Annotated in this window: 14 protein-coding genes and 1 tRNA gene; all 15 read left to right on the forward strand. The window is 31.5% G+C overall.

The features are described from left to right. Window positions 1–407: 407 nt before the first annotated feature. The 15 genes from cshA (at window position 408) to BK821_RS12035 (ending at window position 13,069) form a co-directional block, all read left to right on the forward strand. Complete coding sequence (gene cshA, locus BK821_RS11965) at window positions 408–1,928, forward strand: degradosome RNA helicase CshA (RefSeq protein WP_046837779.1); 1,521 nt, start codon at window positions 408–410, stop codon at window positions 1,926–1,928. Between the two features lie 217 nt (window positions 1,929–2,145). Continuing rightward, the gene (locus BK821_RS11970; protein WP_046837778.1) at window positions 2,146–2,625 is read left to right on the forward strand and encodes a PH domain-containing protein; all 480 of its coding nucleotides are present in this window, start codon (window positions 2,146–2,148) and stop codon (window positions 2,623–2,625) included. Next, window positions 2,618–4,120, forward strand: coding sequence for a PH domain-containing protein (locus BK821_RS11975; protein WP_071331713.1), 1,503 nt, complete (start codon window positions 2,618–2,620; stop codon window positions 4,118–4,120). The genes BK821_RS11970 and BK821_RS11975 overlap by 8 nt, the downstream gene beginning before the upstream one ends. Next, the gene (locus tag BK821_RS11980; RefSeq protein ID WP_071331714.1) at window positions 4,113–4,619 is read left to right on the forward strand and encodes a PH domain-containing protein; all 507 of its coding nucleotides are present in this window, start codon (window positions 4,113–4,115) and stop codon (window positions 4,617–4,619) included. The genes BK821_RS11975 and BK821_RS11980 overlap by 8 nt, the downstream gene beginning before the upstream one ends. Before the next feature lie 54 nt (window positions 4,620–4,673). Next, window positions 4,674–5,024 carry a holo-ACP synthase gene (gene acpS / locus BK821_RS11985; RefSeq protein ID WP_046837775.1) on the forward strand — a complete coding sequence of 117 codons (351 nt, stop codon included), beginning with the start codon at window positions 4,674–4,676 and terminating at the stop codon, window positions 5,022–5,024. A gap of 115 nt (window positions 5,025–5,139) precedes the next feature. After that, on the forward strand, window positions 5,140–6,288 hold the full coding sequence (alr, locus tag BK821_RS11990; RefSeq protein ID WP_046837774.1) for an alanine racemase: 1,149 nt from the start codon (window positions 5,140–5,142) through the stop codon (window positions 6,286–6,288). 87 nt (window positions 6,289–6,375) lie between these two features. Further along, window positions 6,376–6,546, forward strand: a complete 171-nt coding sequence (gene mazE, locus BK821_RS11995) for a type II toxin-antitoxin system antitoxin MazE (RefSeq protein WP_046837773.1) — start codon at window positions 6,376–6,378, stop codon at window positions 6,544–6,546. Further along, window positions 6,543–6,905: a type II toxin-antitoxin system PemK/MazF family toxin gene (locus BK821_RS12000; protein WP_046837772.1), complete on the forward strand. Its 363-nt coding sequence runs from the start codon at window positions 6,543–6,545 to the stop codon at window positions 6,903–6,905. Before mazE ends, BK821_RS12000 begins: the two co-directional genes overlap by 4 nt. 349 nt (window positions 6,906–7,254) lie before the next feature. Beyond that, a complete protein-coding gene (locus BK821_RS12005; RefSeq protein WP_046837771.1) occupies window positions 7,255–8,256 on the forward strand; it encodes a SpoIIE family protein phosphatase in 1,002 nt (333 codons plus the stop codon). Window positions 8,257–8,335: 79 nt separating this feature from the next. Next, on the forward strand, window positions 8,336–8,662 hold the full coding sequence (locus tag BK821_RS12010; protein WP_046837770.1) for an anti-sigma factor antagonist: 327 nt from the start codon (window positions 8,336–8,338) through the stop codon (window positions 8,660–8,662). Window position 8,663: 1 nt separating this feature from the next. Beyond that, a complete protein-coding gene (gene rsbW / locus BK821_RS12015) occupies window positions 8,664–9,146 on the forward strand; it encodes an anti-sigma B factor RsbW (RefSeq protein WP_046837769.1) in 483 nt (160 codons plus the stop codon). Then, window positions 9,121–9,891: an RNA polymerase sigma factor SigB gene (gene sigB, locus BK821_RS12020; RefSeq protein ID WP_063410319.1), complete on the forward strand. Its 771-nt coding sequence runs from the start codon at window positions 9,121–9,123 to the stop codon at window positions 9,889–9,891. The genes rsbW and sigB overlap by 26 nt, the downstream gene beginning before the upstream one ends. A gap of 158 nt (window positions 9,892–10,049) precedes the next feature. Continuing rightward, window positions 10,050–12,200: a Tex family protein gene (locus tag BK821_RS12025; RefSeq protein ID WP_046837768.1), complete on the forward strand. Its 2,151-nt coding sequence runs from the start codon at window positions 10,050–10,052 to the stop codon at window positions 12,198–12,200. After that, window positions 12,193–12,639, forward strand: coding sequence for a SprT family protein (locus BK821_RS12030; RefSeq protein ID WP_046837767.1), 447 nt, complete (start codon window positions 12,193–12,195; stop codon window positions 12,637–12,639). Before BK821_RS12025 ends, BK821_RS12030 begins: the two co-directional genes overlap by 8 nt. A gap of 347 nt (window positions 12,640–12,986) precedes the next feature. After that, window positions 12,987–13,069, forward strand: a tRNA-Leu gene (locus BK821_RS12035). Window positions 13,070–13,125: the final 56 nt, after the last annotated feature.

Here is a 13,125-nt window from a genome sequence, read left to right on the forward strand (position 1 = left end):
TAGTATTTAAACGGGTAAAAGAATATAGGTATTAAGAAATGATATTATATACCTATGTGTTAAAAATCTCTGTAATCTATATGTATAAACATCTAACAATTATTTTAAATAACAATTAAATAAAGTGTAATATACCGAAAGAATAATGAGACAATTAACTGAATAAATAAATTAACAAATTTTTTTTAGAAGAAAAAAAGTAATCACCTGAAAGTCAATCAAACGCTTACAACCTATATATCACAACATTTACAAAAGAGTAGTAATTAGGAAACTATTGATAATCGACCCATTTATTCAAATTTGGTTTATTGCGATTATACACTTGAGGTGGTACTATTAAGAAGTTGAAGAAACTTAAGTGAACATATATGTATAGAAATACAGATAAATAAAGGAGAATTATATTGCAAAATTTTAAAGAATTAGGGATCTCAGATAAGATGGCAGAAACCCTAGAAACAATGGGGTTCAGTGATGCCACTCCTATTCAAAAAGAGAGTATCCCTCTTGCCTTAGAAGGCAAAGACGTTCTTGGCCAAGCGCAAACTGGTACAGGTAAAACAGGCGCATTTGGTATTCCGTTAATCGAAAAAGTAGCGGGTCGAGAAGGTGTTCAATCACTAATCCTTGCACCAACAAGAGAATTAGCTATGCAAGTAGCTGAATCTATTAAAGAATTTAGTAAAGGCCAAAACGTACAAGTCGTTACTGTTTTTGGTGGTATGCCAATAGATCGTCAAATTAGATCTCTTAAAAAAGGACCACAAGTAGTAGTAGGTACACCAGGTCGTGTAATTGACCATTTAAATCGTCGTACTTTGAAAACTACTGATATTCATACGCTTATATTAGATGAAGCGGATGAAATGATGAACATGGGCTTCATCGATGATATGAAATTTATCATGGACAAAATCCCAGCATCACAACGTCAAACAATGTTGTTTTCTGCTACAATGCCGAAAGCAATCCAAACACTAGTACAACAATTTATGAAGTCTCCAGTTATTGTTAAAACAATGAACAATGAAACTTCAAATCCTCAAATTGAAGAATTCTATACAATTGTAAAAGAATTAGAAAAATTTGATACTTTCACAAGCTTTTTAGATGTACATCAGCCAGAATTAGCAATTGTATTCGGACGTACAAAACGTCGTGTAGATGAATTAACAAGTGCGTTAATTTCTAAAGGATATAAAGCTGAAGGCTTACATGGTGATATCACACAAGCTAAACGTTTAGAAGTATTGAAAAAATTCAAAAACGATCAACTAGATATCTTAGTTGCGACTGATGTTGCAGCAAGAGGACTTGATATTTCAGGCGTGAGTCATGTTTATAACTTCGATATCCCTCAAGATACAGAAAGTTATACTCATAGAATCGGACGTACAGGTCGTGCTGGTAAAGAAGGTATTGCAATTACATTTGTTAACCCAATTGAGATGGATTACATCCGTCAAATTGAACAAGCTAACAAGCGAGAAATGCAAGCATTAAGACCACCTCATCGTAAAGAAGTGTTAAAAGCACGTGAAAACGATATTAAAGGTAAAGTTCAAAATTGGATGACTAGAGAAAATGAACCTAGATTACAACGCATTGCTTCTGAATTAATTGAAGAATATAGCGATGTTGATTTAGTTGCTTCATTATTACAAGAATTAGTAGAGTCAAATGATGATGTTGATGTACAATTAACATTTGAAAAACCATTATCTCGTAAAGGCCGTCAAAGCAAAGGCCCAAGACGTGGTGGTAATAACAATAAACGTGGTAACAACAACAAGTTCGATAACAAAAATCGTCGCTCAAAAGGCGGATTCAACAATAACAAGAAGAAGAACGAAAAACCTTCTTCTGACAAAAACAATAACAAGAAATCAATGAAAGGTCGCACATTCGCAGACCATAAAAAATAGAATGCTTTATCATATATGAAATTTAGGTTTAATCATCTCATTAACGTGAGATGATTTTTTTTGTTGTATATCAAGTTGTAGGATAGTTTCTATAATATAAATGACTAAAACAACTTATTTGTTTGATATTTAAATTGTAGTACATTTTAAAGGGACGATGAAGTATATATAAATGCTATGTTATAATTAATTGGAATCTTTATTAAGGAGTGTACAAATGGCTAAAGACCTATTGTTTAAGAGAAGTCCAAAGGAAGCTATGAAGTATTACTATACAATAAAAGTATTAGAATTTATGTTGAGTATGGTTATAGCAACGGTTGTATTTTTTTTATGGAGTCACTTTAATTGGTGGCATTTTATCTTGTATTTAATCATTGCTTTTATAGTTTTTAATATTTTGTATACTTTAATTACACCCTGGATAAAATATAAGTATGCTTTTTATCGAGTAGAAAATAAACATATTGAAATAAAATATGATTTCTTTTTTAAATCTCATAAAATAGTGAAATTAGAACGAACTCAATTGATTGAGCGCAAATATAATCCTATATTAAGTAGATTAGGATTAGCTAAAGTTTCATTAATAACTGCGGGACATACAGTTAGTTTTCCATTATTGACTGATGAAGAAGCGATAGTTATTGAATCGAAATCATTAAGTTACCTAAGAGGAGCTGATTACGATGTATAATCCTCAAAAGTTACATCCTATTTCATACTTAGCGGGTGTTATTGATGCGATCAAACAAAATATCTTTTTAGTAATTATCTTTTTAGTGTTTAACTTGAAAGATTTTGACTTTACTAATATACGTTCATACATATTTCCAGGGATAGTGTTTATATTCTTTCTGTTTTCTTTTGTGACGCAAGTTCTAAAAGTATATAATACGAGTTATTGGATAGAAAACGATCACTTTGTATTAACGACAGGTATATTTACAAAAGCACGAAAAGAATTGAATATACGTCGTATTCAAACATTAGATACTACGCAAGGCGTCATTCATCAACTTGTGGGAGGCGTAAAATTACAGATTAAAACGCCGAGTGATGGCATTGATTTAGATACAGTTTCTAAAAATCAAAGTGAACTCATTCAACAAGCTATTAAAGCAAAACAACAAGATTTAATCAATACTGCTGAAGTTTCCCAACAAGATGATACTTTACAAGGACATGATAAGACATTAGAAACTAAAGGTCCTCAAATCATTCATTTGTATAAATTGAAATTTAAGGAACTTTTATTGATGGCTCTAACAAGTGGAGCAATTGGAGTAGCTTTTGCTGCGTTATCACCTATTATAGGTGGATTTTCTGATGTAATTCCTTGGGAAAAAATAACAGGACAATTTGCGCATATATCACAAGCTATTTCAGTAATTATCATTATGATGATTGCTTTGGTTATAGTAGGTAGTTATGCGATTGGTACATTGATTGTAATTATACGTAATTTTAATTATACAGTTACGCAACAAGACAATCAGTTAAACATTAAATATGGCTTATTTAATGTTAAAAATATTACGGTGCCTACAGATAGGGTACAATCAGTGGTTGAAAAACAATCATTTTTAAGAAACTTATTTGGCTATACCTCTATACATTTTGTTATTACAAGTGATATGGAAGATTTTGATAAAGATGATGTTTCGTTAGATGGTAACGTTATGATTTTGCCGTTTATCAAGCGTGAAAAGGCCTTTGAAATAATTAAAAATCTTATGCCAAATATGGCGTTTGCGCCAGCGAAACAAGGTATGCCTTGGAGAGGATTTCATAGGTTGTTTTGGAGGCAAGCTTTATTGCTTATTATCATTGCTAGTGTTGTGGCATACTTTTGGAAACCGTGGATTTTTCTTGTTGTTGGGTTAATTATCATAGTACATATTATCCATAGTTTGAAAGTAGTAAAAGTATCCGGTTTTAAAATTCAAAACGATGAACTAGTTGTGCGTAATGTGACGCCATTTGGATTTAAAAATACTTACTTTAAACATGATAAAATATTAGGTATGGAAATTAAAAAAAATCCATTTTTAGAAAAAAATAATTTGGCTAATTTTAATTTTATAATTGCCAAAGGTCCTTCGAATGATAATATCGGATTAAAGTATAGTAATGATAGTGATGTGACAGCTTTACAATCATGGTATTTAGGAGGAAATCCTCATGACTAATTATAATTATATGGATTCATCTGGAAAAAAAGTCATGCGACTTACTGGTATTATTATAGTTGCCGTCTTATGTATGGTGATTGCAGCAGTGTATGTTGTTTACTCATTATGGCTAGATTGGCTAGCCCCAAATGTAATGAATTGGATATTGATTATCGGTTTTATCATAGTACTATTACTTTTGATATTTGAAGTTGTAATCATTCCAATATACAAATTTAAAATTTTCAAATATAAGTTAACTGAGAATGAAATTATTGTGAGAAATGGTTTTTGGTTTATTAAAATAGTGAAAATCCCGTTATTTAGAATACAAAATGTTGATACACATGAAGGTATATTAATGAGAAAATACGGTTTGTCTAGTATCACATTATCAACTGCTGGCGGTAATGCTAAAATAAATTTGATAAAAAAAGAAACTGCGATTTTGCTTAAAAAGCAAATAAAGCAAATAAATTATCCGCATTCTTCAGAGCCAGATACAAATAATGCTTAAAAATCCAAACATACTTAAATTTGTTATTAAGCGTATCAATATGAGGAGGGGCCTATGATACATGGTATTGGTATAGATTTAATAGAAATTGATAGAATAAAAACACTTTTGCAAAGGCAAGGTAAATTAGTAGAGCGTGTATTAAGTGAAAATGAACAACAAAAGTTCAATGATTTGAACTTGGAAAAACGTAAAATTGAGTTTTTAGCTGGACGATTTGCTTGTAAAGAAGCATTTAGTAAAGCATTAGGTACAGGTCTTGGTAAAACAATCGCGTTGAATGAAATAGATTGTTTTAATGATGAATTAGGCAAACCGTGTATTAATTATGAAGGGTTTAGCGTTCATGTGAGTATTACACATACTGAACATTATGCTATGAGCCAAGTCATTTTAGAAGTATAATATTTGAAAATATATAAATGTCAGTATGTTTAATTTGGCTATCCTATCTAGCTTATTATAAAATTGAGTTAATTATAGAAAAACTTATTTAATTAATACAGGAGGTATTTATTTTATGTCTGATAAGTATTATAGATCGACCTATTTGAATGTAGACTTAAATGCTATCGTTTCAAACTTCCAAGTGTTTCAGAAACTACATCCTAGTAAAACAGTTATCCCAGTAGTTAAAGCAAATGGTTATGGACTTGGTAGTATAATGATTGCACGTCAACTCATGGATAACGGTGCTGAGTTTTTTGCAGTAGCAACTTTAGATGAAGCTATAGAATTACGCATGCATGGTATTAATGCCAAGATACTGGTATTAGGTGTAATCCCTTCATATGATATAAATAAAGCGATACAGCATCGTGTTGCAATCACTGTCCCTTCTGAAAAATGGTTGAATGAGGCAATACAGCAAATATCAGAAAAAAATGAAAAAGATCTATGGATTCATGTCAAATTAGATACTGGTATGGGCAGATTAGGTGTGAAGAATGTTGAAGAATATCAATCTGTGATAGATTTGATTCATTCGCATGATCATTTGATTTTTGAAGGAGTATTTACTCACTTTGCTTGTGCAGACGAACCTGGAGATTCAATGAATCAACAACAATCCAATTTTGAAGAAATTGTTAATCAAGTAGAAAGACCTGATTATATTCATTCCCAAAATTCTGCAGGTGCATTAATGAAAGACACTCAATTTTGTAATGCAGTGAGAATAGGAATTTCGTTATATGGTTATTATCCTTCAGAATATGTAAAATCAAATGTTAAAGTACATTTGAAACCTAGCGCACAATGGATTAGTGAAGTTGTTCAAACTAAGGTATTACAAGCAGGTGAATCTGTGAGTTATGGCAGCATCTATACAGCAAATGAACCTACCAAAATAGGAATTATTCCAGTCGGATATGCAGATGGTTACCCAAGATTAATGTCTGGATTCAATGTGAACGTCAATGGTCACCAATGTGAAGTGATAGGAAAAGTATGTATGGACCAAATTATAATAAAAATTCCTGAAGTAGTTACAGCGGGAGATAAAGTGATTTTAATGGACCATCATAGCGATAGTCCACAATCTGCAGAAGCTTTGGCACAACAACAACAAACAATTAATTATGAAGTTTTATGTCGCTTTAATAGAAGACTCCCACGGGTATATCATGGGACCGAGGACCTAGAAATTCGCAATGAATTATTAAAATAGTATAGTCACTGTGTGTAAAATTTGTTATTATGTATCTAACAACAAAACATATTATATTCTATTTTAGTCTCATGGAGGTCTTTATTCATGGTAAGTTTTACTCAAAGCAGAAATCACAGTATTGAACAATTACTAAAAGAAGGCTATTCTCAAATGGCCGACTTAAACCTCTCCCTTGCAGCAGAAGCATTTCCATTTGAATGTGAAGCTTGTGATTGCAACGAAGTCTACATCAGCTCTAAGAATAACAATGAATGATGAGAAGAGGCGACGTTTATTTAGCTGATTTATCACCAGTGCAAGGGTCTGAGCAAGGGGGAATTAGACCTGTCGTGATTATACAAAACGATACTGGAAATAAATATAGTCCTACCGTAATTGTAGCAGCAATTACTGGTAGGATAAATAAAGCTAAAATACCAACACATGTAGAAATAGAAAAAAGTAAGTATAAGCTAGATAAAGATTCTGTTATTTTGTTAGAACAAATTAGAACTTTAGATAAAAACAGACTGAAAGAAAAATTAACTTATCTCTCTGATGATAAAATGAGAGAAGTAAACAATGCTATTGACATAAGCTTAGGATTACATAGTGTTAGGACAAACAAATCCTAATTTTAAAGGTGAGTTAAACAAATTAATACAATAGTGAATTATAGACATCAATTCTCTATAACATGTAATAAGCACTTAAATACAAAATTAAATGGATTCAAGATTATAGTGATTTCCAGTTTTTGTAGTATAAGACCTTTAAATAGGATGTCTAAGTTGAAAAGCTTTAGGTTATCCTAAAGCTTTTTTAATACCCAAAGATAATGGCTGAGCCTAATTGAAATAGTATATTTATAAAATATTCGATATAAATGTTATTAATATGATGACAAGATGGACGTAAAGTTTTGAGATATGTTAAAGATCGGTATACGCGATTTATATTTGCATTTTGAGGAGGAATTACTGCGTGGAAGAATTCAAAAATCAATATAAAGCGCTAATTGATGAAAGTTTAATTACAACAGACACAACAGATTTATTGAATAAAACTGAAATCTTCACAAACGAGGTGATAAAAAAAGATTTATTACCAGAAGATATTGTGGAAATGCATAAAAATTATGTGAAAATGTTGAATTTAGATGAAACTCAAATATTAAAAACTTTCAATGTGCTTAAAGAAGTAGTAAAAGGTTTTGGTTATAATTATAGAGATTACCAACAACTTGTAAATCGATTGCAATATCATGATAAAGAAATCGACTTAGCTTCGAGATTACAACAAACTATGCTTAAAACCGATATTCCTCAATTCGATAGTATTCAAATTGGCGTTATCTCTGTAGCTGCACAAAAGGTGAGCGGAGATTACTTTAATTTAATAGATCACAAAGATGGAACAATGAGTTTTGCAGTAGCTGATGTCATTGGTAAGGGTATACCAGCAGCGCTAGCGATGAGTATGATTAAATTTGGTATGGACTCATACGGTCATTCCCAACTTCCAAGTGATGGTTTAAAACGTCTAAATAGAGTAGTAGAAAAAAATGTTAACCAAAACATGTTTGTAACGATGTTTTATGGGTTATATGAAGAGTTAAATCATCTGTTATATTGTAGTTCTGCTGGTCATGAACCAGGCTATATCTATAGGGCTGAAACAGAAGAATTTGAGGAAATTAGTGTAAGAGGCAGAGTATTAGGTGTTAATCAACAAACTAGGTATAAACAACAAGAAATACCGATATATATAGATGACTTTGTAATTATATTTACGGATGGTGTTACTGAAGTTAGAAATGAACAAGGTGACTTTTTAGATAAAAGCCATCTTTTAAGTATGATTCACAAATACAAACACATGCATCCTCAAGATATTGTTCAACTTCTTTATGAAGCGATATTGAAGATACAAAACCCTGATAAGAGAGATGATTTGACTATATTAATTATAAAAAGGGTTAATTAGATTCTTAATAGTTAAGGTTAGTTTTGTATTTTAAGGGTATAAAAGTTAAGAATTAGACTATAATTAGGAGTGTAATGTTATGAATCTTAATATTGAAACAGTAACTCATGATACGCATTATGAGGTGAAAGTTGGCGGTGAGTTAGACGTTTATACTGTTCCGGAATTAGAAGAAGTCTTAGTGCCGATGCGCCAAGAAGGAACTCATGATATATATGTGAATTTAGAAAACGTAAGTTACATGGATTCCACTGGTTTAGGATTATTCGTAGGTACGTTAAAAGCGCTAAATCAACATGATAAAGAATTATTTATATTAGGTGTTTCAGATCGAATAAGTCGATTGTTTGATATCACTGGATTAAAAGATTTGATGCATGTTAATGAAGGAACGGAGGTCGAATAACATGCAATTAAAACAAGATTATATTGAAATGCGGTTACCAGCCTCTGCGGAATATGTGAGTTTAATACGCTTGACGCTATCAGGTGTTTTTTCACGTGCGGGTGCATCATATGATGATATTGAAGATGCTAAAATTGCAGTAAGTGAAGCGGTGACTAATGCGGTAAAACATGCATACAAAAATGATCCAGATGATGTAGGAATGATAAATCTTTGTTTTGAAATTTTTGATGATAAAATTAAAATTGTAATTTCTGATCAAGGAGAAAGCTTTGATTATGAAGAAACAAAAGAAAAATTAGGACCATATAGAGAAGACGAAAATATAGATTTCCTAAGAGAAGGCGGATTGGGTCTATTTTTAATTGAATCATTAATGGATGAAGTTACGGTTGATAAAAAATCAGGCGTGACAATCAGCATGATAAAGTATATTAAAAAAGAGCAGGTGCGAAATAATGGCGAGAGAGTCGAAATCAGTTAATGATGTATCACCTGAACAAATTAACCAATGGATAAATGAGCAACAAAATAATAAAAATACAGATGCTCAAGATAAACTTGTTAGACATTATAGAAAGTTAATCGAATCATTGGCATATAAATATTCAAAAGGTCAATCTCATCACGAAGACCTCGTTCAGGTTGGTATGGTTGGTTTGATTGGGGCGATAAACCGATTTGACCTATCCTTTGATAGAAAGTTTGAAGCCTTTTTAGTACCGACTGTTATTGGCGAGATTAAACGTTATTTACGTGATAAAACATGGAGTGTTCATGTACCGAGAAGGATTAAAGAGATTGGTCCTCGTATTAAAAAAGTAAGCGATGAGCTAACTAATGAATTAGAACGGTCACCATCAATTGAAGAAATTGCCAATAGACTTGAAGTGAGTGAAGAAGAAGTACTTGAAGCAATGGAGATGGGGCAGAGTTATAATGCACTTAGTGTTGACCACTCAATCGAAGCAGATAAAGATGGTTCGACGGTGACCTTATTAGATATTATGGGTCAACAAGATGATAATTATGATTTAACTGAAAAAAGAATGATATTAGAGAAGATATTGCCAATTTTGACTGACAGAGAGAGACAAATAATTCAATGTACCTTTATTGAAGGGTTAAGTCAGAAAGAAACAGGCGAAAGAATTGGGTTAAGTCAAATGCATGTATCTAGGCTGCAAAGAACAGCAATTAAAAAACTTCAAGATGCAGCAAATAAATGATAACAATAAAATAAGGCAGCATTCCTACACTATTAGGAGCTGCCTTATTTTTTTATGTAATTCAATCATCCCGATACTACTTTTAAAAAAGGTATTATCTTTATATGTTAAAATATATGTAGACAAAAATAAATAGGAATAAATGAGTGGAGGATTCTATGGATAGTAACTTAATACAATCTATAAATGAAAAGTATAATTTTTCAACAAAACAAATCAATGCTGTTTTATCATTATTAGAAGATAAAAACACGGTACCTTTTATTGCTCGTTACAGAAAAGAGCAAACTGGGGGATTAGATGAAGTTGAAATTAAACAAATAGATGATGAATACCAATATATGGTTAATCTTCAAAAAAGAAAAGAAGAAGTCATACATAATATAGAAGAACAAGGTCTATTATCTGTGGATCTTAAAAATGATATTTTAAAACAAACAAAATTACAACGTGTAGAAGACTTATATAGACCATTTAAACAAAAGAAAAAAACAAGAGCTACTGAAGCTAAAAGAAAAGGTCTTGAACCATTAGCTAAATGGTTACAGCAAACGAATTTAAATGAAAAGATTGAGACGAAAGCACAACAATTTATAAATGATGAGATTGATTCAATAGAAGCAGCAATTAAAGGTGCACAAGATATTATCGCAGAATTAGTTTCAGATGAACCTAAATATAGAACAAAAATATTGAAAGATACGTTCCAGCACGGAAATATCATTACACAAAAGAAAAAGAATGCAGAAGATGAAAAAGAAATATTCTCCATGTATTATGATTATTCAGAACCAATTAGAAAAATTGCCAATCACAGAGTATTAGCAGTAAACCGTGGTGAAAAAGAAAAAGTGCTATCCGTAAAATTAGATATGGATACTCAAGGCATCGACAATTTTATACGTAAAAATGAAATTAAAGGTCAGCATGAAGGTACCTACATCATAGAAGATGCGATTAAAGATAGTTTGAAACGTCTAATTATGCCTTCTATCGAAAGAGAGATAAGGGCTGATTTAACTGATAAAGCAGAAAATCATGCTATTGATGTTTTTAGTGAAAATTTAAGAAACCTATTATTACAACCACCTATGCAAGGTAAACAAATATTAGGTGTAGACCCTGCATTTAGAACAGGGTGTAAACTGGCTGTGATTAATCCTTTTGGCACATTCGTTGCAAAAGGCGTCATGTATCCACATCCACCAGTTAATAAAAAAGCAGAAGCTGAAAGTTTATTTGTTAAATTTGTTAAGGATTATGACGTAGAACTTATAGCAATAGGTAATGGTACAGCAAGTCGAGAAACAGAACAATTTGTTGCTACAATGATACAAACGCATAAACTTAACGTACAATTTATCATCGTTAACGAAGCCGGAGCATCCGTTTATTCTGCATCAGAAGTAGCAAGAACGGAATTTCCAGATTTTCAAGTAGAAGAACGTAGTGCTGTGTCTATTGGTAGAAGAGTACAAGATCCTTTAAGTGAACTCGTTAAAATAGATCCTAAATCTATAGGCGTTGGTCAATATCAACATGATGTGAATCAAAAAGCATTAGAAGGCGCGTTAACTTTTGTCGTAGAAACAGCAGTTAACCAAGTAGGTGTAGATGTAAATACAGCATCGAGATCATTATTACAATATGTTTCTGGTTTATCAACAACCATAGCTCAAAATATTATTGACTACAGAGAAGAAAATGGTGCTATAAAACATAATAAAGATATAGCCAAAGTTAAACGACTTGGGGCTAAAACGTTTGAACAAAGTATAGGATTTTTAAGAATTGTAGATGGTACAGAAGCCCTAGACAATACATCTATTCATCCAGAAAGTTACGATGCAACGTATCAATTACTTAGTGAAATTAAAATGGATACGCAAGATTTAGGAACAGAAAGACTTAAAGCTGCTCTAAATCAATTAGACGTAGTAACGATGGCTGAAAAATTAAATATTGGCCAACCAACATTAGAAGATATAATTCAATCATTGATTGCACCAAATAGAGATCCACGTGATGAATTTGAAACACCAATATTAAAATCAGACGTATTGTCCATTGAAGACTTATCTAAAAATATGAAATTAAGTGGTACAGTTAGAAACGTTGTAGATTTTGGTGCATTCGTTGATATAGGAGTAAAACAAGATGGGCTTGTTCACGTCTCTAAACTTTCTAAGAAATTTGTAAAAAATCCAATGGACATTGTTAGTGTTGGTGATATTGTAGATGTCTGGATTCTTGATATAGATGATAAAAAAGGGAAAGTTTCATTAACGATGATTGATCCTAATGGATAATAAGACGTTACAACGATTAACAGAAACTATTTCTGAAGAATATTTTGGTATGCCTTTTAAACATAAAGCGTATTTCAACAAAAGGCTAAAAACAACTGGCGGACGTTACTTACTCAGAAATCATAATATTGAGGTTAATGAAAAACAGTATTATAAATTTGGACAAGAAGCGATTGAAAGTATAATCAAGCATGAGTTATGCCATTATCATCTTCATATTCAAGGTAAAGGTTATAAACACAAAGATAATGATTTTAAAGTGTTAAGTACAAAGACTGGGGCACCTAGATATTGTGCAGCATTAGAAACTTATGAAGAAAGAGCAAATTATATTTATAAATGTAATAAATGTGAAATGGAATTTCCGAGAATAAGAAAAGTAGATACAGCTAAAATGGTTTGTGGACATTGCAAAGGTAAATTAGTACAACAAAAATAAAGCGATTAGGCGAGTAGAAAATCAATGATAAAGATGATTTTCTACTCGCTTTTTATATTTATTATGGCAAAAATGCTGCTTTAGAAGCTGAATACATATGTTTTTTTATGTAATTTGTGATAATAAGATAAATATATGTGAAACAATGTCATTTTACTCGTTTTTGTTTTGAAATAACATTGACGATAGTTTGATTATATTATATGATAATAAACGTTGCGAAATTGATAAGCAATCAAGTAAAGCAAACATTAATTTTGTTAATTAAATTTTAAAAACGTATTGACAAATATTTACAAATAGATTACAATTAATGTTGTAACTTTAATAATTAATCGTTTAGCCAAGCGGTCGTGGCGGAACGGCAGACGCGCTAGGTTGAGGGCCTAGTGGGAGTAATCCCGTGGAGGTTCAAATCCTCTCGGCCGCATCAAAAAACTTTTAATTATTCGAAATAAAGCGGGTGTAGTTTAATGGCAAAACCTC

Source organism: Staphylococcus sp. LCT-H4 (assembly GCF_001866145.1).
Lineage (GTDB): Bacteria > Bacillota > Bacilli > Staphylococcales > Staphylococcaceae > Staphylococcus > Staphylococcus succinus.

What these genes read in the sequence shown, in the direction of transcription:
- sigB (WP_063410319.1), top strand. Translation starts at nt 9,121, where the DNA reads ATGGCGAGAGAGTCGAAATCAGTTAATGATGTATCACCTGAACAAATT.
- BK821_RS12010 (WP_046837770.1), top strand. Translation starts at nt 8,336, where the DNA reads ATGAATCTTAATATTGAAACAGTAACTCATGATACGCATTATGAGGTG.
- alr (WP_046837774.1), top strand. Translation starts at nt 5,140, where the DNA reads ATGTCTGATAAGTATTATAGATCGACCTATTTGAATGTAGACTTAAAT.
- BK821_RS11980 (WP_071331714.1), top strand. Translation starts at nt 4,113, where the DNA reads ATGACTAATTATAATTATATGGATTCATCTGGAAAAAAAGTCATGCGA.
- BK821_RS12000 (WP_046837772.1), top strand. Translation starts at nt 6,543, where the DNA reads ATGATGAGAAGAGGCGACGTTTATTTAGCTGATTTATCACCAGTGCAA.
- BK821_RS11975 (WP_071331713.1), top strand. Translation starts at nt 2,618, where the DNA reads ATGTATAATCCTCAAAAGTTACATCCTATTTCATACTTAGCGGGTGTT.
- mazE (WP_046837773.1), top strand. Translation starts at nt 6,376, where the DNA reads ATGGTAAGTTTTACTCAAAGCAGAAATCACAGTATTGAACAATTACTA.
- BK821_RS11970 (WP_046837778.1), top strand. Translation starts at nt 2,146, where the DNA reads ATGGCTAAAGACCTATTGTTTAAGAGAAGTCCAAAGGAAGCTATGAAG.
- rsbW (WP_046837769.1), top strand. Translation starts at nt 8,664, where the DNA reads ATGCAATTAAAACAAGATTATATTGAAATGCGGTTACCAGCCTCTGCG.
- BK821_RS12025 (WP_046837768.1), top strand. Translation starts at nt 10,050, where the DNA reads ATGGATAGTAACTTAATACAATCTATAAATGAAAAGTATAATTTTTCA.
- BK821_RS12030 (WP_046837767.1), top strand. Translation starts at nt 12,193, where the DNA reads ATGGATAATAAGACGTTACAACGATTAACAGAAACTATTTCTGAAGAA.
- acpS (WP_046837775.1), top strand. Translation starts at nt 4,674, where the DNA reads ATGATACATGGTATTGGTATAGATTTAATAGAAATTGATAGAATAAAA.